The sequence below is a fragment of the Deltaproteobacteria bacterium genome, assembly GCA_016235345.1.
Classification (GTDB): Bacteria; Desulfobacterota; Desulfobacteria; order Desulfobacterales; family Desulfatibacillaceae; genus JACRLG01.
This window is the reverse complement of record JACRLG010000034.1, coordinates 25,834-46,224: the sequence shown is the minus strand read 5'-3', so window position 1 is coordinate 46,224 and position 20,391 is coordinate 25,834. Positions and strand designations below refer to the sequence as shown.

General features: G+C 59.4%; 14 protein-coding genes. 7 read left to right on the top strand and 7 right to left on the bottom strand.

Annotated features, from left to right (window positions below; translation table 11 throughout):
• The coding region (locus HZB23_16325; GenBank protein MBI5846226.1) for an acyltransferase domain-containing protein at positions 1–3,915 on the bottom strand (3,915 nt) is incomplete at its 3' end.
• A gap of 303 nt (positions 3,916–4,218) precedes the next feature.
• Here HZB23_16325 and HZB23_16320 point away from each other — a divergent pair.
• The 3 genes from HZB23_16320 to HZB23_16310 all read left to right on the top strand — a co-directional run bounded on the left by HZB23_16320 (position 4,219) and on the right by HZB23_16310 (position 7,323).
• Positions 4,219–5,169, top strand: a complete 951-nt coding sequence (locus HZB23_16320; GenBank protein MBI5846225.1) for an NAD-dependent epimerase/dehydratase family protein — start codon at positions 4,219–4,221, stop codon at positions 5,167–5,169.
• Positions 5,170–5,407: 238 nt separating this feature from the next.
• Positions 5,408–6,172 carry an HIRAN domain-containing protein gene (locus HZB23_16315; GenBank protein MBI5846224.1) on the top strand — a complete coding sequence of 255 codons (765 nt, stop codon included), beginning with the start codon at positions 5,408–5,410 and terminating at the stop codon, positions 6,170–6,172.
• Between the two features lie 146 nt (positions 6,173–6,318).
• On the top strand, positions 6,319–7,323 hold the full coding sequence (locus tag HZB23_16310; GenBank protein ID MBI5846223.1) for a hypothetical protein: 1,005 nt from the start codon (positions 6,319–6,321) through the stop codon (positions 7,321–7,323).
• Between the two features lie 16 nt (positions 7,324–7,339).
• Here HZB23_16310 and HZB23_16305 read toward each other — a convergent pair whose 3' ends face one another.
• The 4 genes from HZB23_16305 to HZB23_16290 form a co-directional block, all read right to left on the bottom strand.
• The gene (locus tag HZB23_16305; protein ID MBI5846222.1) at positions 7,340–8,314 is read right to left on the bottom strand and encodes a peptidylprolyl isomerase; all 975 of its coding nucleotides are present in this window, start codon (positions 8,312–8,314) and stop codon (positions 7,340–7,342) included.
• 70 nt (positions 8,315–8,384) lie between these two features.
• Positions 8,385–9,911: a uroporphyrinogen-III C-methyltransferase gene (gene cobA, locus HZB23_16300; protein MBI5846221.1), complete on the bottom strand. Its 1,527-nt coding sequence runs from the start codon at positions 9,909–9,911 to the stop codon at positions 8,385–8,387.
• Positions 9,912–9,980: 69 nt separating this feature from the next.
• Positions 9,981–10,910: a hydroxymethylbilane synthase gene (gene hemC / locus HZB23_16295; GenBank protein MBI5846220.1), complete on the bottom strand. Its 930-nt coding sequence runs from the start codon at positions 10,908–10,910 to the stop codon at positions 9,981–9,983.
• A complete protein-coding gene (locus tag HZB23_16290; GenBank protein MBI5846219.1) occupies positions 10,910–11,140 on the bottom strand; it encodes a zinc ribbon domain-containing protein in 231 nt (76 codons plus the stop codon). Before HZB23_16290 ends, hemC begins: the two co-directional genes overlap by 1 nt.
• 86 nt (positions 11,141–11,226) lie before the next feature.
• Here HZB23_16290 and HZB23_16285 point away from each other — a divergent pair, with 86 nt between their 5' ends.
• Complete coding sequence (locus HZB23_16285) at positions 11,227–12,474, top strand: CinA family nicotinamide mononucleotide deamidase-related protein (protein ID MBI5846218.1); 1,248 nt, start codon at positions 11,227–11,229, stop codon at positions 12,472–12,474.
• 32 nt (positions 12,475–12,506) lie between these two features.
• Here HZB23_16285 and HZB23_16280 read toward each other — a convergent pair whose 3' ends face one another.
• Positions 12,507–16,781, bottom strand: a complete 4,275-nt coding sequence (locus HZB23_16280) for a hypothetical protein (protein ID MBI5846217.1) — start codon at positions 16,779–16,781, stop codon at positions 12,507–12,509.
• 175 nt (positions 16,782–16,956) lie between these two features.
• On the opposite strand from HZB23_16280, the gene HZB23_16275 reads away from it, so the two are divergent.
• On the top strand, positions 16,957–18,243 hold the full coding sequence (locus HZB23_16275; protein ID MBI5846216.1) for a rhodanese-like domain-containing protein: 1,287 nt from the start codon (positions 16,957–16,959) through the stop codon (positions 18,241–18,243).
• Here the strand turns inward: HZB23_16275 and HZB23_16270 are convergent.
• Positions 18,152–18,838, bottom strand: a complete 687-nt coding sequence (locus HZB23_16270; GenBank protein MBI5846215.1) for a hypothetical protein — start codon at positions 18,836–18,838, stop codon at positions 18,152–18,154. The two genes, HZB23_16275 and HZB23_16270, sit on opposite strands and share 92 nt — an antisense overlap.
• A 45-nt stretch (positions 18,839–18,883) precedes the next feature.
• Between HZB23_16270 and HZB23_16265 the strand changes: the two genes are divergently transcribed.
• Entirely contained in the window at positions 18,884–19,489 is a 606-nt protein-coding gene (locus HZB23_16265) for a hypothetical protein (protein MBI5846214.1), read from the top strand.
• Positions 19,490–19,681: 192 nt separating this feature from the next.
• On the top strand, positions 19,682–20,356 hold the full coding sequence (locus HZB23_16260; GenBank protein MBI5846213.1) for a hypothetical protein: 675 nt from the start codon (positions 19,682–19,684) through the stop codon (positions 20,354–20,356).
• Positions 20,357–20,391 lie beyond the last annotated feature (35 nt).

Sequence of the window (20,391 nt, the reverse complement as noted above, 5' to 3'; positions counted from 1 at the left end):
TGACGCAACCTGCCCCAAAGTCTTCAACTCGGCAAGCTCGGCCGCTTCCAACTCCGGAAGGTGGGGGAAGCGCTCCCGCATGGCTCCCAGGATTTCCACGCGCTTTATCGAGTCGATTCCAAGGTCGGCCTCCATGTCCATTGAAAGCTCCAGCATGGAGACGGGGTAGCCGGTTTTTTCGGAGACAACTTCCAGGAACGCGCCCGAAAGGTCGGCAACCGGCGCGGGTGTTGACGGGGTAGGAGCCTTGGGCGGCTCAGGCTGTGCGGCCTTGAGCTTGGGCGATACCGGAAAGAGGACTTCGGGCGCAGAGGAAGGCGCGGGAGCAGCAGGCTTGATCACGGCTTGGGCAGGGGCCTCATAAACCGGGACAGGAGAGGGGGATGGAGCCGGAAGGCTTCCCGCCCTTGCGCTGATGGCGGGAATCGGCTGCGTCGGAAGGGCGCGGGCAACGGGAGCCGTCCGCGCATCCTGGCCGGATGCGGCGTAAAGCCAGAGCCTGCCGTTATTGGACTCCTCCTCCAAAAATCTTCCGTGAACCCTGACGGTGTCGGCCCAAACCCCGTGAAAGGCGTCCATGCCCCGTGAAAGAACGTCGGGCACATTTGACCCGTTTCCGTTTTTGGATAAAAGGGCGGCCTGATCGCTTAAAAGGCCGAAAACGGCCTTGATGTATTCGGAATTGTTGTCCAGGAACTTCTCATGCGCCCCGGTTGTCTGGCGCTGGTGGGAAATGAACTGGTCCAGCACGTTTTCCAGCCGGGAAAGGGGCATTGCGCTGTTTACGCCCGGAATGCGCTCCACAGCAGGATTTACCCCAACGGGCGCGGCTGACGCCTGAAAAACCTGTTGAGCTGCGGTATCGCGGACCGGAGGCGAGGCGGCGGGGCAGGGCGGCTGCGTTCCGTGCGGCGGCAAGGTGGTGAAAACGGCGTTGTTGAGGGCTTTTGACGTTACCGTATCGGCGTATGCTTCCATTTTCCTGTCCTTTCCTTCCCCTGCCTTTTTCGCGGCGCCCACCGTGAAACCGTCATTCACTGAGTCCTGATAGGCTTTTCTCGTCTTTTCGCTCACGTAATTTGCGCCGGTGAGCCTAACCGCCGCCCGGCCCGGTTTTGCTTCCTGCTGATCCGGCGGCGCTGCCCACGGGTCTGCGTCGGCCAGGGGAAGGCCAGCAACCTTCATGGCGGCCCAGGCTTCGCGCAAGGCCGCGTCCCCGTCCCTGCCCCTGGCGTCAACGGCCAGTGCAAGATGCGGGCGAGCGCCCAAAATGTCCGAAACCATGCGCTTTAAAATGTCCCTGGGGCCGAATTCCACGAAGATTCTTGCTCCGGCTGCGTACATGGCTTCCACTTCGTCCGTGAAGCGCACCGGGTTCAAAATATGGTTGCAAAGAAGGCGTTTGGCCTCTTCCGGGTTTTTCGGATACGGCCCGGCCAGGGTGTTTGAAAAGACCCTGGCGCAGTTTTCGTTGAAGGAAACCGCCGAAACCGCCTGGGCGAAGGGCTCCTTCGCGTGTGCCACGCAGGGGCTGTGAAAGGCCGCCGACACCGGAAGGGGAACGGCCTTGAAACCGCGCCCGGAAAGCATTTCACAGCAGGCGTCAAGATCAGGCGTCGGCCCGGCTATCACCGTCTGCCTTGGGCCGTTATAATTGGCCGTAACCACATTGGGGAACAGGGCGCAAATTTCGGCGATGTCGGAAGCGGAGGCAAGAATCGCAGCCATTTTTCCCGGATCGTGTCCTGGCTTGGGGGCAAGGGCCATTGCCTCTCCCCGGATTCTGGCAAGATTCAAAAAATCGTCCAGGCTGATTGCCCCGGCGGCCCAAAGGGCGGAAAGTTCACCGAAACTGTGGCCTGCAAAAAAGTCCGGCGAAAAACCGGATTTGCGGAAAACCTCGAAAAACCCGGCTGAAAGCGCGCCTATGGCGGGCTGGGCAAGGCGGGTGCCTGATAGCGCCCTTTCCAGGGCGGATTTTTCATCGTTTGAAAAAACCGGCCTGGGATATACGGCCTCGGAAAGGGGGGCAAGGCCGTGCTCCGAAAAAAGGTGATCGGCCTTTCCGAACATCTCGTGAACGGGCGGGAAACTGAGCGCCGCCCCCCGGCCCATGTTCACGTACTGGGAGCCCTGGCCGGAAAAAAGGGCGCAGACCTTGCCGGAAAGAGCGCGCACCCTGTAGTGGACGCCCTGGGGAAGGCTGAAAGCCTCCTTTTCCGGGCTTTCCGATAAGGCCTTCACGGCGGCGCATAGAAGCTCCGCCGCCTTTTTCGCCGAATCCGCCACTAAACCCACGCGGGCGCTATCCGGCGGAATGGAAAGAGAGCGGGAGGCCTGCCAGAGATCGGAAAAGGCCCTTTCGCCTTCGGGGGAGGACAGACGGGCAACGAGGTCATTCATCCTGTTCAATAGGATTTGCGGCGTATCGGCGCAGATGAGCGCGGCCCGGTTTTTTCCGTGAATGCGGAAAGGCTTTTCGGCTGCCTTTTCATATTCTTCCAGAACAAAATGAAAGTTGGTTCCGCCGAAACCGAAGGCCGAGACTCCGGCGCGGCGAGGGGTTCCGTTTGAGCGCACCCAGGGCCTTGTTTCGGTGTTGACGTAAAAAGGGGAGTTAGGGACGTCCAGCTTGGGGTTGGGGCGGGACACGTGGAGAGTCGCCGGAAGCACCTTGTGGTGAAGGGCCAGGGCCGCCTTGATGAGACCCGCCGCGCCAGCCGCCGTCTTGGTGTGGCCGATCTGGCTCTTGACGCTTCCCACTGCGATGGATTGCATCTCCGCGCCGCATTCCCCGAATACCTGCTTCAGGGCCGTGAACTCGGACAGGTCCCCGGCAGGGGTTCCGGTGGCGTGGGCCTCTATGAGCCCCAGTGTATTGGGGGAGATGTCCGCGTCCTGGTAGGCCCGGCGAAGGGCCTTGGCCTGCCCTTCGGGCCTTGGGGCGTAGATGCTCTTGAATTTTCCGTCAGAGCTTGTTCCAAGCCCCCTTATCACCGCGTAGACCCGGTCCCCGTCGCGTTCGGCGTCGGCGAGGCGTTTTAAGGCCAGCATCCCGATACCTTCGGAAATCAGGATGCCCCTGCTTCCCTCGTCAAAGGGCGAGCAGTACTCGTCCGGGGTCATGGCGGGGGTCTTGGAAAAGCACAGGTACATGAAGGGCGAGTTGTCGGTGTCCACCCCGCCCGTAATCATGATGTCGGCGCGATGCTCCACAAGCTCGCTTACGGCCATCTTCACCGCAGCCAGGGCCCCGCCGCAGGCGGCGTCCAGCACGCAGTTGGTTCCGCCAAGATTGAAGCGGTTGGCCACCCGCCCTGCTATCACGTTCCCAAGCATTCCCGGAAAGGAGTTCTCCTCCCAGGGTATGTGGGCCTTTTTGATCTTGGATATGATCGCTTCCGCGTCGGCCTCGGAGACCCCGCTCTTTACCAGCACCTCTTTCCAGATGGGGTACTGGAGGCGTGAAGTCAGAGGGGTGTAGAGCTTCTGGCCACCGCCCACGCCAAGGGTTACCCCCATGCGGTCGCGGTCGAAGCTCTTCTCGTCGGCGTATCCCGCGTCCTTCAGAACCTCCCGCGCGGCCACCAGGGCCAAAAGCTGGCTTACGTCCGTGACTTCAAGGATGTTCGGCGGAAGTCCGAACTCCATGGGGTCGAAGGCGATTTCCGGTATGAAGCCGCCCCGTTTGGAGTAGGTCTTGTCCGGGGCCTTGGAGTCAGGGTCATACAGATCGGCGATTTTCCAGCGGTCGGGCGGGACGTCCCTTATGCAGTCGAGTTCGTCCACAATATTCTGCCAGTACCGGGAAAGGTTTTCCGATTCGGGCAGAATGGCCGACATGCCGATTATGGCGATGGGGGTTTCAGAGAGCCGGGCGGCCCTGGGGCGGGAAGCAATGGAAGTGGCGTCCATGGCGGATGCTCCTTCAGTGATGCGTCGGTCGGGGGAAGTTTACTTTCCGGTTGGTTTAACTAACTGGTTGGTTAACTTATTTGGCAGGGATTTGTCAAGGGCATTTTGAGGGGCCAACTTCGGTCAGACCTTACAGGAATGCGGCTTTCCAAAACCGCCTTCCAAAACCGCCTTGACAGCTTCGGCAAAGAAACATAAAAATCGATTACCCACATCAAAAAGATACACGGCTCTCCGGGCCTGGCCCGGCAAAAAAGAGGACGAGTTATCCGCATTGGACCACGATGAAAGGGTGATTTCCGCATGGGAAAAACCGTGTTCGTTACGGGTTTGGCCGGTTATCTGGGGGAGTGCCTTGGCCGGGAACTGGACAGGGGCGCTTTTTGCGACCGGTTTTACGGCATAGACGTCAAGCCCCCCTTGTCGAAATACGAAAGGGGCGAGGCACGCCGCTTGGACGTGACCGGAAAAAGCGCGGCGGCCTGGATAAGGGAAATCAGGCCGGACGTTTTGATCCACATGGCCTTTGTGGTGACGCCTGTTCACGATGAGAACCTCATGCACAGGGTGAACGTTACCGGCACCAAAAACGTGATGGAGGCAGCCCTCGCCGCCGGGGTGAAACAGATAATGGTGACCTCTTCCGGCACCGCTTACGGGGCTTTTCCCGACAACCCCGTGCCCCTTAACGAAACCGACCCCATAAGAAGGCATCCGGATTTCCCCTACGCCAGGGACAAAGCGGAGGTGGAGGCTTATCTTTCGGAATTTCAGGCGAAACATCCCGAAATAAAGCTCTGCTGGGTGCGGCCCTCGGTCATCTACGGCCCGTCCGTGAACAACTACATCTCGGCCCTGTTCACCCTGCCCGTGGCCCTTGCGCCGGTGGGTTCGGCCCCGCCCTTCCAGTTCGTGCACGAGGACGACGTGGTTAGCGCCATGCTCTTTCTTCTGGAAAAAGAGGCAACCGGCCCCTACAACCTGGCTCCGCCGGACTTCATGACCGTTTCCGAGGTCAACGCCCTGACCAAAAGGCCCGCCGTGCCAATGACCGACCTCATGCTGAAGGCGGCCTTCGGCCTTGCCTGGAAATTGGGCCTTCCAATCCTCAAGGCCCCGCCGTCCTTTGTGGACTACGTGCGCTATCCCTGGGCCATGAACCCGAAAAAACTCCTGGACCTGGGTTTCAGGTTCCGTTACTCCACCAGGGAGACCATGGAGATAATGTTGCGGTCAAAGGGGGTTTTAAGGTAAACAATATATTTCCGGGAGCGCAATTTATTTCCATTTTTCGTTTTCCCGAAAAAGGAGGGGGGGAGGAAGGCCGGGGCATTTCCTCCCTTTGCCGGATTCCTTAAAAAATGGAAAAGAACCATGCTCCGCTTAATAGCGAAGCATTCCGATAAGGCTCTTTCGGGCAACTGACAAATGATGGTTTCCTGATAGTCCTTGGGTTTTCGCGTCGGTCAGGGGGCGGGAAGTGGAACGGGCCATGATTCGTGATGAAAACATTCTCTACGTATCCTGGTTCAATCCGGAAAACTCCTTTATCTGCCCTGTGGCGAGGCTTCTGGAACGAAGGCTCTCGCCCCGTTACAGCTTCGCCTACATCGAGGGCGCAAGAACGGCCCTGGCCCAGGGCTTCACGCCCTTTGCGGGGTTCGACGAATTGGACGGGATTTACGAATCGGACGGGCTCTTCCCCATGTTCGCCAACCGCCTTGTCATAAGCTCCCGCACTGGCGATCCCGCGAACGCCTCGGTTCTAGACTTGGTGCCTGCAGGAGGCGACCCCTTCCTGGTTCTGGCAAGGGACAGCAGGCGAGAGAGAACCGAAAAACTGGAGCTTTTCGGCCTGCCCGCCACCGACCCCGACACCAATGACCTCCTTTATCGATTCCTGGTGCGGGGAATCCGACACGTGGCCTTCGGAGAGGAGGCTGCCTTGGGCCTTTCCCCCGGTCACGAGCTTTATTGCCTTTCGGACTGGCAAAATCCCAACGACCCCGGCGCCGTGGTTCTCCGCACCACGACTCCCCACCAGATGGCGGGTTTCATGCCCCATTACCTTGGGGAGGAGGTGGCCCGGCTGCGCGAGGCGGGGGCCGCCCTTCGCGTCCTGGTGGAAAGGGTGAACCCAAGCCCGGCCCCGCGCCACCAGAGGCTGATGTGCGTTATGCGGGCAAGAGCCATGCCCGGTTTCAAGCCATTTTCGTCCTTCCGCTACATGCCCGTAAACCCGCAGGCGGGTTACTGAGCCGAATCCGCTTCCTGTTCTCCGCATCCATGTCCGATAACTGTCCACTTCCAGGTTTTGTTCCAAGTTTTCTTGCCTTTATTGTGCTTTTGATGATAGGTTGGGCAAGTGAAACAAGAACCCTTTGGACTTATCCGGTTATAATGATGAAACGCGTTCTTTCCGCAACCACAGCCTGCCTTCTCATGTTCTGCGGCGTTTCCGCCGCATATCCTCCGGTTTATACCGGAAAACTGAGGGGGACCCCCGATCTCTGCCAGGCTGACAAGGCGGCCCGGCTGCCAAGGGGAGGAAAGGGCTTCTGCGCCCCGGTGGCGGTTTCCAACTCGCTGGTCTGGCTGGCCCGTAACGGGTATCCCGATCTTTTGCCCAAGAACGCCAACCGCCGCATGACCCAGCCCCAACTGGCGGCCCTTCTCGGAAAACCGGGATACATGGATACATCGGGCGATCTGGGCACCAGCCCCACGGACCTTCTGACGGGGGTAAGCAGGTTTTTGGGCGAGAGGGGATACGTTTACGAGTATCTGGCCTACCAGGGCTGGCGGGAGCATCCGGCGGCCATGTCGGGCAAGAGCGAAACGCCTGAAATCGACTGGATAAAGGACGGCCTTGTGGGCGATTCGGCGGTGTGGCTCAACGTTGGCTGGTACGCCTATGATCCCATGACCGAAATATACGAACGCGTGGGCGGCCACTGGGTGACGCTGGTGGGCTACGGGGTGGACCGCAAGGGGCAGGCCAACCCTGAAATTCTCATCATTCACGACCCGTCCACGCGCTCGGCCCGGCCAAAGCCTGGAAACGCGGCAGAACTGCCCAGGAAGGCGCAGCAACCGCCTGCATCCTTAACTGCGCCCTCCGAGGCAACCCCGGCCACCAGGGCGGCAAGGCCTCCGCGTATGCCTGCAAGCCAGCCGGTTCGCCATGATTTCGTAAGGTTCGTCCCAATGAGCGCCGGAACCCTCAGGAGCCGGGAATTGAAGCTCAAAAGAAGCGCCGTCGGCTTTTTCCGCATAAACGGTATTACCTCCCTGGAAAAGGAGGCTGATATCGCCATACTGGACGGGGCGGTTGTCCTTAGGATGCAGAAATCCCAAAAAGCCGACCTGCCGCTGCCCGCTCAATACCCGCCGCTTCCGGCTTCCTGAAAAACGCCCGTCCTCCCTATTTCTTCGCGGAGGGCTTTCCCGAATCATCCAGAAGAATGGTTATTCGCGCCTTCCTGCGCAGGTCGGCCACGTGGCGGTCGGCCAATTCCTCCATGCTTTGCCCCAGCAGTTCCCCACGGATCTGATCTTTCGCCTGGTTGTAGCTGATGGTGCGTTTTTCTTCAGCTTTGATCACGTGAAAGCCGAACTTGGTTTCAACCACGGGGCTCAACTGTCCGGGAGCCAGGGCGAAGGCGGCCTGGGAAAACTCCGGCACCATCTGCCCCCTTGCAAAAAAATCCAGGTCTCCGCCCCTTTCCCTGGAAGGGCAGGAGGAATTCTGGCGCGCCATGCTTGCGAAATCGGCGCCCTTTTTCAGCTTGGCCAGTATCTCGTCGATTTTTTTCCGGGCCGCCGCCTTGGTGGCGGGAGCCTTTGCGTCAAAGGCCACCAGGATGTGCCTTGCGCGCATTTCGCTCCACCTTTCGGGGTGCGCGTCGTAATATTTTTTTATGGTCTCCTCGGTGGGCGTGGCGGTTTTAAGGAATTTTTCTGCAAGATACTTCTCCACCAGCTTGTCCCGCTCGATTTCCCTTCTTAAAATCTCCTCGGAAAGCTGTTTTCTGGATAAGGCCCTTTTGAACTCCACGTCCGACGGAAAGCCGCTTCTGGCCTTGGCTATGTATTGATCGATCAATTTGGGATCAACGGACAGTTTGGCTTTTTTCGCCTCCTGGTACAAGAGCTCATAGCCTATGAGCTGATCCAGGACCTTCTTGCGCCAGGAAACCACCTCGGCCTGGCTCAGCCTGCGGCCTTCCTGCTGGGCCGTCATCTGGATGTTCACCATCATGCGCAACAGGTCGGATTGGGGAATGATAACCCCGTTGACCGTGGCAACCGCTTCCTCCTTGGCAAAGGCCACGCTGATCGGGCCTGCCGCAAGAAAAAGGACGAGAAGCGGAATCGCCATCAAAAAAGAACGTCTCATGCCTTGTCTCCTTCACGTTGCGAAGATGAGCCGGGAAATCCCCTGCGTGTTCCGAACACGCCTGAGCGGCTCAGCCGATGGATTTTGCTGCGCAATGACCGCCGATGGCCCTGCAAAGCCCGTCTATGGTGAACTCGTCGGCAACCAGGCTTACCGAAAGCCCAAGGCTCCTGGCCGTGTCGGCGGTCACCGGGCCTATGCAGGCCACGGCCACGCCCTTCATGAGCCCGGCCATTTCGCCCGGCCCGAAAAGGGACGCGAAGTTGGAAACCGTGGATGAACTGGTGAAGGTTACCATGTCCACCGAGCCCGACTGAAGCTCGTCCAAAAGCTCCTTTTTGCCTTCATTTGCTGCGATGGTGCGGTAGGCGGCCACTTCGGTGACGAGTGCGCCCATCCGGGAAAGCTCCGCCGGAAGCACTGGCCTGGCTTCCGCCGCCCTTGGCAGGAGCACGCGCCTGGCCTTCATGTCGAGCGCCGAAAAGGCGTCGACAACGGATTCTGCGCGATAGGTTTCGGGAAGGATGTCGGTGACAAGGCCGTAATTTTTCAGGCGGGCCGCCGTGGCTGGGCCTATGGCAGCTATTTTCGCGCCTCCAAGGGCCCTTGCGTCGCGTCCTGATTTAAAGAGCCTGTCGAAAAAATATTCAACGGCGTTTACGCTGGTGAAGCTCACCCAGTCGAAATCCGTAATGCGAGCGATGGCCTCGTCCAGGGGGGCGGAATTTTCCGGCGGAACGACCCTTATGGTGGGGGTTTCAAGAACCCGCGCGCCCATTTCCTCGAGCCTTTTCACAAGGTCGCTGGCCTGGGCCCGCGCGCGGGTGACCACCACTGTTTTTCCGAAAAGGGGCCTAATCGTGAACCAGTCGAGCTTTTCCCTTAACGACACCACCCAGCCCACTACCAGGACAGCGGGCGGCTTCATTCCGGCGTCCCTGGCCTTTTGGGCTATGTTGCAAAGGTCGCCGAAAAGGCTCGTCTGCTCCGAAGTGGTGCCCCATCTGACCAGGGCGCATGGGGTGTCGGCGGCCCTGCCGTTTTCAATGAGCCTTGCGGAGATTTCCGGCAGGTTCTTCATGCCCATGAAAAAGACCAGGGTGTTGGCCCCCCTTGCGATTCCGGGCCAGTCCAGGTCCGACCCGGCCTTTTCCGGGTCCTCGTGGCCTGTTATGAAGGCCACCGATGAAGCGAAACGGCGATGGGTGACCGGGATGCCCGCGTAGGCCGGGGCCGCCACGCCTGCGGTTACGCCCGGAACTGCCTCGAAGGGAATTCCCGCTTCCACCAGGACCTCGGCCTCCTCGGCCCCCCTGCCGAAAACGTAGGGGTCCCCGCCCTTCAGGCGAACCACCGTATCGGCTTCCCTGGCCTTCCGCACCAGAAGCTCGTTTATGCCCTCCTGGGGCAGGGTGTGGTCGCCGCCCTTCTTGCCCACATAGATGATTTGGGCGTCCGGCCTCGCGTGGCGCAGAAGGGCCGGGGCCGCAAGAAAATCGTAGATCACCACGTCCGCGCGTTCGAGAAGCTCGCGACCCCTCACCGTGAGAAGGCCCGGATCGCCCGGCCCGGCTCCCACCAGATAGACTTTTCCCATTATGTCATCCTAAATGAAATCGAATCAGGCCGGATATCCTGCGGATAAACGGCGAACCGTCCGGACGTCCTAGGCCAGAAGCCTGGCCATGATTTCCCTGCCCCCGCGATCGAGAAGCCAGTCTGCCAGCGTAACGCCCAGACTGGCGGCCTCGGCGACTGGGCCTGAAACAGAGTCCCTGAAACATGGGGAGCCGCTGACGTCCGCTATTAGGGCATCAAGTGAAATAAACCCGTTTTCCACCTTGGCGTGGGCCGCCACCGGAACCTGGCATCCGCCCTCCACCCGGCTTAAAAAGGCCCGCTCGGCTGTTACGGCGGCCCGTGTTTCCGGGTCATCGAGCCTTCGGGCGAGGCCCGACGTGAACTCGTCGTCAGCCCTCGTTTCAAGGGCCAGGGCTCCCTGGCCCACCGCCGGAAGCATCTCCGTGGCCGGGACGAACGCCGTTATGCGGTTTTCGAAACCCAGGCGCTTTAAGCCCGCAGCAGCCAGCACCACGGCGGAAAGATTCATGGACGTGAGTTTTGAAAGCCTGGTCTCCACGTTTCCCCTAAGGGGCTCGATGACGATATCCGGCCTTGCTGCGAGAATCTGGGCGGCCCGGCGAAGGCTCGATGTTCCCACCCTGCCGCCTTTGGGCAGATGTGCGATGTCGATTGCGCCGCCCGCCGCAACCAGGGCGTCGCGGGGGTCCTCACGCGGGGGAATTGCCGCGATCATCAGCCCTTCCGGAAGCTCGGCTGGCACGTCCTTCATGCTGTGAACCGCCAGATCGACACGCCTTTCAAGGAGGGCGTCCTCGATCTCCTTTATGAACAGGCCCTTGCCGCCAACCTTGGCGAGAGGAACGTCCAGAATCCTGTCGCCCTGGGTCTTTATGACGACAAGTTCGGTTTCGATTCCCGGATCGAGCCCGGCCAGAAGGCCCGCCACGTGCCGGGCCTGCCACAGGGCCAGCGGGCTTCCCCTGGTGCCTATGCGAACCAGACGGGCGGCCATCAGTGGCCGCAGCTCGAACAGGAGCCCGATGAGCAGCCGGAGCAGGAGGAATCCGCTGCAGCCGTGCGGGTGACTCCGCCGCCCTGGCCCTTGCTCACGAAGCCGCAGGCCGACATGAGCCGGTTGACGTCGTCGCCCTGGCACTTGGGGCACTTGGGCTTGTCGCTGCCTATCAACAGGCACTCGAAGTCTTTGTTGCAAACGTTACAGTGAAACTCGTAAATGGGCATGGCAATATCCTTTCTGGCAAATGTTTTCCGCTTTCTATATAAGGCCGTAAACGAGGCGCGTCAACTTCGGAGGCGAAATGAAAAAGATATCGGCTGAAATTCTTTCCACCGGCGACGAGGTCCTTCTGGGAGCCGTGGCGGACACCAACTCCGCCCACATCGCAAGCGTCCTTGCCGGGCTTTCAATGCCCGTAAGCCGCCACACCTGCGTGGGGGACGAGCTTTCCGGGCTGGTCAGGGTCATGGGGGACATCTCGAAAAGGGCGGACGTCTGCGTGGTGACCGGGGGCCTTGGGCCCACCTTCGACGACCGGTCAAGCGAGGCGGCGGCCCTGGCCTGTGGCGTGAAACAGGTCTTGAACCGGGACGCCCTCTTATGGATAGAGGCCATTTTCGCGGCCTGGGGCAGGCCCATGCCCGAATCCAACCGAAGGCAGGCCATGTTTCCGGAAGGGGCGGAAATCCTCGCCAATCCCATCGGCACGGCTCCGGGTTTTGCAGTAAACATAGGTGAATGCAGGTTCTTCTTCCTTCCGGGCGTGCCCCGCGAGATGCGGCTCATGCTCGCAGACCAGGTGATTCCCCGACTTCGCGGCCTTCTGGGCGACGCCGGTCATTTCGGAACAAGGGTCATAAGCTTTTTCGGGACCACCGAGGCGTCCATAGGGGAGCAGACCGCTGACCTGGAAGGCCTGGTTCCGGGCGTCACCGTGGGGCTCCAGGCGAGCTTTCCGGTCATAAGGGTCAAAATCTACGCGCGGGGCGAATCGCCTGATGAAACCGCAAGCCTGTTGGACCGGGCTGGCGGCATCGTTTCCGAAAGGCTTTTCCGGCACGTGGTGTCGCTTTCGGGAAAGAGCCTTGAAGAGGCCGCCGGGGAGCTTCTCCGCAGCCGAAAGGCCACTCTGGCTGTGGCGGAAAGCTGCACCGGGGGGCTTGTAAGTCACCTCCTTACGCAGGTTTCGGGCTCGTCCGATTATTTCCTCCTTGGGGCCGTCACCTACGCCAACCAGGCGAAAACCGGCCTCTTGGATGTAAGTCCGAAAACCCTTGCGGAGCACGGGGCCGTCTCGGAGGAAACCGCCTCCGAAATGGCCGAGGGCGTGCGAAGGGCAGCCGGGGCCGACTACGGGATATCCACAACCGGAATCGCCGGGCCTGCCGGAGGCAGCGCCGAAAAACCCGTGGGCACCGTGTGCATAGGCCTTGCGACGCCTGAGGGAGCCACCGCCACCCGGCTATATTTTCCCTTTGGGGACAGGGACCGCAACAAGGCCGTGTTTGCGGCCAGCGCCATCAACATTCTGCGCTTAAGCCTTCTCGGCGTTTCCTGAGGGCCGTCGACGGAAAGGCCCGTTACCCCTGTTCAGCGGTTGAAGAGGTCACCCAGGCGGGTGGGAATCATGCTCTGGGGAACCGGGGTAACCTTGGGGTCGGCCATGTCGCCGGTAACGGTGAAGCAGCTCTGGATTATGGCCCCATCCTTGTTCTGGAGCAGAAAGTTCAAGCCGGGGGTGAAGGCTATGATCCGGTTCACGATGCTGAAAGGCTGCACGCACACGGAAAGGTTCTGGCGGTTGGTCTCGATGTTCAAATCCCCGGTGGCCACGTAGCGCAGCGAGGGGCTTTCGAAGCTGAATTTGGAAAGGGTCACCGTCCCCCCGTTGAAATCCGCCGCAGCTTCCATCTTATCGAACACCACGCCGCCCGAAAGCTCGGATTTTTTTCCCGCCAGGGCCCTTGCGTAATTGAAGGGGGAGAGCGCGCCCATCACGAAAACCAGGGGGCCGCCCTTGTTGATGCGGCCTTCCCTGGACACGAAGGACAGGCGGCCCCTGGGAATCCACAGGCCGTCCGGGGCCGGAACCAGATCGGCCTTCACGGTCCCGTGGGTCCGGCCTCCCTCCACCGGGAATTTTTCGTCCTTCGGGTCTTTGAGCGGAAAGAAAACCCCGGCGGTTGCGCCCATGTCGGAAAAATTCACCGATATCTCACCCTGCCATAGCTTCTCGGAACGCCTTGTCAGGACCCCGGCCAGGCGGAAAGCCTCCTCCCCCTTTTTTTTCCAGGAAATTTCGGAAAGCATCACCTTTTCCGGGGTGCTGGAACCATTGACCGTCACCGAGGAAATCACGCCCCGCCTGCCGAGGTCCAGTCGGCCCACCTTAACCGAGGCTTCCACTGCCTTGTCCGGTATGGGCAGGGGAAAGGCGATGCGGGTTCCGGCAGGTTTAGCCTGGGTCTTTTTTTTCACCGGTTGAGTTGGCCTGGCCTGGGCCTTTTTCGCGGACAGGCCAAAGGCCGCCTTCAAGACCTCCATGTCCAGGAACCCGAAAAAAGCGTCAACCTTCCACCCGGCCTTTCCCCAGGTAAGCCTGCCCGCCCCCCGGGACGGCCCAAGCCCGGCCTTCATTAGGTCCAGGTCTGTTGAATCCCGACCGGACGATAGCTTTCCGGCAAGAACAAGCGGCATTGAGCCCTTTCCGGGAACCGTGGCCCTTGGCGCGCTTATGGAAAACTCCAAAGGCGGCGCTTCGGCGCCGGGGCTTCCTGCGGGAAAGAGCCCCGCAATGGCCGTGGCCACCGACTTCGCCCTTCCCAGGTCCAGGCGGGAAAAAGCCGCGTTGACCCGCCTCATCCCCGGTCCAAGGCTGAGCGCCCCTTTGGCCTCCATGTCGAAAATTGAGAGTCTTTTCACCGCGATTTCAGTTTTTGTTCCGCCCCGAACCCTTGAAAATCCGGCGGAAAAAGTCGCGGAAAGAGCGGAGGCGAGGCTGTCGGAAAATATGAATCTGCCCGCTTCCACCGAAAGCTCCACTCGCGAAAAGGGCAGGGGGGCCGCCCTGGCCGTAAGGCCCTTACCGTCCGATTTTACGGCATCCAGCATGGCGCCTGCCAGGGCCGCCTCCATGCGGTCGGCGGAAACCGTGGAGGAGAGGCCCTCGGGGGTTTCTGCTGCGGTGGCCGAAATGGTGCGGTCCCCCAAAATGACATGCCCGCTGGCGTTCATTCGCCCCAGGGGCCTTGTGATGACGATCCTGGCCGAAAGGGGTTCGGCTTTTTGGCCGGGAATGGCGAGGCTTGCCACCTTTATGGAAAGGTCGAAGGGCCTGGGACGGGATGACGGCCTCCTGGTCTCGGCGGGGGAAAGGGCCTGCCGGGCCACTGCCAGAAGGTCGGCCCAGTTTTCCTTATCCAGGTTGATGGAAAGGGAGCTTCTGTCGGGATGATCAAGATAGCTGAGCCTTGCGGTGCGTCCGTTTAAGTTGAGCCTGTTGACGATCACCCCGCCAGTTTCACCCAGATCAATGCTTCCGGTGGCCCTTGCAGGACCGATCATGTCGCGGGTGAGCCTGAGCTTGGGCGTGAACGCGGAAAAATCCACCTGTCTAAAGGGCGGCCCAAGCGTTTTTTTGCTTGAGGGCTGGGCCGCTATCCAAGCCAGGACCTCGCTCGTGGCCCTTGGAAGCAGGGGGGTGATGAAGTCATCCAGCAGAATTTCAGGGCCTGAAAGCTCGGACCTCGCCCTGCCGTTCTTCCAGGAAAGGCTTAAGCTGTAGGGAATCCGCCCGGCTTTCGGCGCGCTTTTTATAAGAAGGTCGCCCTTCGGTATCCCGGCGCTCCCGGATATGGAAAATCCTCCGACCCTGCCGGATAGCTGGCTTATCTCCCAGGACTTTTGCGAGAACCGGGCCCTTGCAGAAAAAACCCTCCCCGCCTCGTCGCGGGTGGAGAGGCTGGCCGAAATATCGGCGGGAGATGTTTCGGATTTTTTTCTCTCCACCGTGCACAGCCCCGAAAGCGACCTGGGCCGCCATCCGGCCAAGGGGTGGCCGGGCTGGTCAAAGGCCGGAAGCAGGCTCTCCAGGCGGCCAAGGTTTGCTGTAAGGGAAAAAGCCCCCTGGTCGGTTATGGCCACGTCGCCTGCAAGCCTTACCGAAACCGGGCCGTAAAAGGCCGTAAGACCGTCGAAAACCACGGATTCCGGGCTTACCGTAAGATGGCCGCGCACCCTTTTGAAATCGAGCGGATGCCCTGGCTGATTGAATCTGGCCGACATGTTTCCGGTAAGGGCCTTTATAAGAAAGGTGTCGGTTCCTGAGGTCGCTATGTCGGACCAGCTCCAGAAGACTTCCGCGTCCGCGATTCCCGATAGGCCGAGGCGGCTGACGAAGCCTTCTCCGCCGATGGCGTCCCTCATCCAGGGCCAGCCCGCCCCCGTGTCCACCCGGCCCTTTAACGAAAAGGAAAGAGGTGTTTTTTTCGGCAGCCCGTAAACTATGTCAACCGTACCTTTTGAAACCTTGCAGCCGATTCCTGCGGCGGAAAGGATGTCGGCCGTAAGCCCCATGGTATCCAGGCTGACGTTGGCTGAAACATCGGTGGCCTTGGTGATCTTTTGGTTGTCGAAGGTCATGGAAAGGTTTTCGGCGGATGTGGTCACCGAAAGCTTCACGTGATCCTCGCCCTTGGGCGGTTTTTCGTTCCAGTCGAGCCTGAGTTTGACGTTCCGGCACAGGGCGTCTGTGATGTTGGTTTTCAGAAACAGGCCCGTGCTCGGAACCAGAAAACCCGCCAGCCAGGGCTTGAAATCGTCCCACAAAAAATCCCCGGCATTTATATTCATCGAGAAAAGGGCCGGGTCATGCCCGCCCTTTTTATAGGAAAGAAGCCCGGTGAACCGCGAAAAGGCAAGGGCCAGGTTTTTTACCGTGAAATTGGCTACCAGGCCGGAGTCAGGGTTCGATGCAAGGCTTGCTATACCCGACAAGTCGGACATCACGATGCGCCCGCCCGGAACCTTGTGATTTTTCGCAAAGGCGTCCCTGATCCGAACGAGGGCCTTTGCCGAAACCGCGCCCTTGTCAGTCAGCACAAGGTTTCCGTCAAGGTTTAGCGACGCGAAAACAGGCATGGCCGGAACGCTTTTTCCGGCGGCGGGAATTGTGAATCCGTCGGCGGGAAGATTTTCCCCGGTCACGTGAAAGCTCCAGGCTCCCGCCTTCTTTTTTCCCGATGCGGCTATTTTTCCGGTTTTACCGGCCCGGCCCACCAGCCCGCCCGCCTTAAACGCGCCTCCACCGGGCTCCGGCGTTGCTCGCGCGAAGAAATTCGCCACCGACACCCGGCCCGCGCCCCACTTTTTGGGCAGGTCAAAATTAAGGGAGCTTTGGGCTATGTCCAGATCGGCCACCCTTATGGAGGGCTTTTCCCTTCGTCCGGCTTTCTTTTTTGGAAGGACCCATCCGCCAAGGCTCATCCTTCCGTCTTCCTTTACGGTCACCTGTGCGGAAAGCCCGGAAAGGCGCACGGTTTCCACCACCACCACGCCCCGGAGAAGGCGTGAGAGGTCGCAGATCACCGAAAGGTTTTCCGCTGAAAGCACCGTGGACATGCCAAGGCGGTCAGCCACCCGCACCCTGTGGCCGGTAAGCCGGAACCGGTGAGGGCCGGGCTTGTCCAGAAGAAAGGTGTCGGCTGAAAGCAAAAGCCCGGTTTCATCCTGAAACCTTTCGAGCACGAGGGGCAGAATGCCTGAGGGATTGTTGTAAAGGTAAGCCAGGAAGGCGGCTGAACCTCCTGCGGCCATGAGCAGGAACAAGGAAAGGCCGAAAAGGATTCGCTTTGTGCGCTTTTTCATGACACCGCCCGGAAAATGTTGCAACGGAACCTCTTAAGGTGCAGAGTAAGGTCAAGCGGGATACTTGTCAACGATGCAATGGGCATGATTCGGCGGGCGTCGGCCAGCGGCGCTTAAAGGGTTTTCTTCCTTAACTGGCCAAAGATTTCCGCTCGAAATTCTCCGGGGGAAAGCCATGTCAAAAAGGCGGATGAAAATCCTGTGGGCGATTTTTTGCGTGCTGGCCGCGATTCCCCTTGTCTGGAACTTTTTTTTCTTCCGGGTTCCCGTGGTTAAAGCCAAAACCGCCCTGGAACTTCTTGCAGGGGCGGCTGACCGGGTGGCGCTTCTGGATATAAGGAGCTGCGCTGATTACGATTCCTTCCGCCTGATTCCTTCCGTCAACATGCCCTATGATGAAAAATTCGCGGAAAAGGATTTTTCCGGGTTTCGTGGAAAGAAAATCCTGGTTCTGTGCGAGTCCGGGCTTTTGAGCGCGCCCGCCGTGCGGATTCTGATTCGGAAGGGCTTCGACGCCCATAACGTGAGGGACGGCATGGCGGCCGTGATCCCGGCGGCAGGCAGAAAGGGCCTTTCCCAGCCGCTTGGTTTTCTCGGCCCATGCGGAAAACCCGCTTCTCCGCCGAGCCTTCCGCTCGGAGCCTTTCCCCAGAACATGCAGGTGTTCACCGGCTACGGGGTAAAGCCTCTGTACACGCTCTTTGCCCTCATCCTGGGCATTATTTTTTTTCGGACGAAGAATGAAACCCACCGGCTCCTGGGATGGGCCATGGCTGCCTTTTTCGTGGGGGAAAACGGCTGCGCCGCCAACTACACCTTTTTCGCCGATCACGACTCCCACTTTCTGGAATACATCCACATAACGGGAATGCTTTTCTGCTTCGGATTTTTCGCTTACGCCGCGTCGAAGGGAGTAAAATTGCACCTTCTGCGCTACGAACGGCCCGGAAGCCCATGCGCCCTGCGCCCCCTGTGCGGCTCGTGCAGCGGCGCCGGAAACCCCGGGTGCGGCCTTTTGAACGCCTTTATCTTCCTTGGATTCGCCCTTGCCCTGTGCTCCCTGATACCGCTTTTCGGCAGGCTTTGGATGGTTTCCCTGAATTCCGAAATCTGGGGCGTTTTCTACAATTACTCTCATCCGGCCCTATACCAGCTTTTTGAAATCAGATACTGCCCGGTTCTGGCCTTCGGATTTTTCATCGCGGCATCCGTTGTTATATGGAAAAACAGGGATATGGAACTGGCCCAGGCCCTGTTTGCGGCGGGTACTGGAGCCATGGGCTTTTCCTTTTTCAGGTTCATGCTTTTCGGAGTTTTCAGGGAAACCCCTGTCTGGTTCGAGGTGTGGGAGGAGCTGACCGAGGCTGTTTTTATCGGGGCACTTGTGGTTTATCTGCGGCTTTTTTCCGGTTTATGGCCTCGAAAAGGCGAAAAAGGCAAAAATTCACCGGCAGGTGATTGAAAAAAACGGTGACGATTATGACCACGGCCACGTGGGCCGCGCCTTCAAAACCGAGCACGAAGGCGGGATAAAGCCTGTCCATGCCCGGCCAGGGGGCATAGGCGCAGTTGACGTTGAGTTCACGGGAAACCAGAATTCGGCTTGCGATTACTAAGATCGCCGAAATCGAGCCGGACCAAATCCACGAGCGCCTTTCCACGCCTTTTAGCAAAAGCGCCGAAACAAAAAGAAGCGGAAGGTCGAAAAGATGGTTGGCGGACTGGAGAAAGGCCCACGCGTCCTGGCCCAAAAGGTAGGAGGCGAAGCCGAAGGGGAAATTTCCCGTAAAGGCCCAGGCCACGGCGTCGGCTGTCCAGAAGGCGTGGTTCAGAAAAAGCGCAACCAGGGCCGCAGACACGAGTTTCCGGTTTTTGGCCAAGGCCCCGATTCCGCCGATTGCGGTGAAGATGTGGGTGATCCACAAAATTTCGCCGAAAGTGCCTGCGGCAAAGGTTCGCCAGGCAACGTAACAAAAATGCCCGGTCATGCAAAGCCCTGCCAGAAAAAGCCAGCAGGAGGCGAAAAGGGATTTCCGGGATTTTTCGATTCTCTTCATGGAAGCCCCCTTTGGCGCGGAACGGTTGCTGCGATATGGCTTTTTTTGGCCACCCTTGTTTTTGCGGCCTCCTCTGCCCCGATTTTTGCCGACGAGGCCTGGATTCTTACCAGACAAGGCCGGGGCGTTCAAGTTCATGCGAAAAAAATTCCCGGAAGCGAAATCGAAAGTTTCAGGGGGGAATGTGAAATCGACGCAACCCTCGAAAGCATTCTCGCGGTTTTCGAGGATGTACCCAAGGCCACGGGCTGGTTCGCAAGCTGCCTGGAGGCCCGCACATTGAGCCGGGAAGGAAAGGCCCGGCGACGGGTGTATTACAGGTTTCGCATCCCCTGGCCTTTCTGGAACCGTGACGCGGTCTACGACGTCTCAGCAAGGCTTTCGGGCGACCGCGCGGTCATTGAAGCGGTTGCGGCAAATGCCCCGGAAGTGCCTTGTCCCAGGCGACATCTGCGCATAACCGATTCAAGGCAGCTATGGATACTGGAAAGGGCGGGGGCGAAAAAAACCAGGGCAGTTTACGAATCGAGGATCATGCCCGAAGGCTCCATTCCGCCCTCCCTGGCCAACAAGGCCTTCTCCGGCTTCGTTTTTCACACCATGGACAACTTGAAGACCCTTCTTGCGAAATCACGGGGCGCGGCGGACTAAAAGGCCCCGTCCGCCACCCTTATAGGGAACCGAAGTGTTGGTGACGCGAGAAAATCATCGCACCCCATCCGATCCACAAAATTCTTGACAAAATTTGCGGTGAAACTATTGTAAAAATTTACGCTGGCCAAATGAGCGGCGTAAAAAACGAGCGTGCGCTCGGTTTTTGGACGTCCTTGGAAGGGTATAAAGTTGGATGCTCCGCTCATAATAGTGTCGGGAGCCTACGGGTCGGGGAAAACCGAGTTCGCCATCAATCTCGCCGCCCGCACCAGGGAGGCAGGGGAAGACTGCGTCCTGGTGGACATGGACGTCGTGAACCCTTACTTTCGCACAAGGGACGTGCGGGACCTTTTCGCCCGGCGCGGAATATCCGTCATCGCCCCCGAAGGCCAGTTCGCAAAGGCCGATGTTCCCATGCTTTCCCCAAAGATCGGCGGCGCTCTCACAATGAGGGACCGCACGGTCATTCTGGACGTGGGAGGCGACAAGATGGGAGCGCGGGTGCTTGGGCGCTACTGCGGTGAAATCTCCGTCCGCCAGTATTCAATGATTCTGGTCAACAACACCCGCAGGCCCGGAAGCCGGGACGCCGAAGGCGCAATGGCGCAGATGGATGACATCCAGCACCTTTCCCAGCTCGCCTTCACCGAAATCGTGTCCAACAGCCATCTCATGGACGAGACCGATCAGAACATCATCATGGAAGGCGTGGCGGCGGCCCAGGAAATCGCCCTGGCCAGAGACCTCCTGTTCAACCGGGTCTGCATTCTGGAGGGCCATGAAAACCGCGTTGACGCCAAGGCCGTGGGCAGGGAGATTTTCATCCTCAAAAAATTCATGAAAAAGCCCTGGGAGATTTTTTAACCGGGGCTATAAAAAAAGTTACATGCGGGTGAAAA

Excerpts from the sequence above, each read along its gene's own strand:
- HZB23_16320 (MBI5846225.1), top strand. The coding sequence starts at position 4,219 with ATGGGAAAAACCGTGTTCGTTACGGGTTTGGCCGGTTATCTGGGGGAG.
- HZB23_16315 (MBI5846224.1), top strand. The coding sequence starts at position 5,408 with ATGATTCGTGATGAAAACATTCTCTACGTATCCTGGTTCAATCCGGAA.
- HZB23_16310 (MBI5846223.1), top strand. The coding sequence starts at position 6,319 with ATGAAACGCGTTCTTTCCGCAACCACAGCCTGCCTTCTCATGTTCTGC.
- HZB23_16305 (MBI5846222.1), bottom strand. The coding sequence starts at position 8,314 with ATGAGACGTTCTTTTTTGATGGCGATTCCGCTTCTCGTCCTTTTTCTT.
- cobA (MBI5846221.1), bottom strand. The coding sequence starts at position 9,911 with ATGGGAAAAGTCTATCTGGTGGGAGCCGGGCCGGGCGATCCGGGCCTT.
- hemC (MBI5846220.1), bottom strand. The coding sequence starts at position 10,910 with ATGGCCGCCCGTCTGGTTCGCATAGGCACCAGGGGAAGCCCGCTGGCC.
- HZB23_16290 (MBI5846219.1), bottom strand. The coding sequence starts at position 11,140 with ATGCCCATTTACGAGTTTCACTGTAACGTTTGCAACAAAGACTTCGAG.
- HZB23_16280 (MBI5846217.1), bottom strand. The coding sequence starts at position 16,781 with ATGAAAAAGCGCACAAAGCGAATCCTTTTCGGCCTTTCCTTGTTCCTG.
- HZB23_16275 (MBI5846216.1), top strand. The coding sequence starts at position 16,957 with ATGTCAAAAAGGCGGATGAAAATCCTGTGGGCGATTTTTTGCGTGCTG.
- HZB23_16270 (MBI5846215.1), bottom strand. The coding sequence starts at position 18,838 with ATGAAGAGAATCGAAAAATCCCGGAAATCCCTTTTCGCCTCCTGCTGG.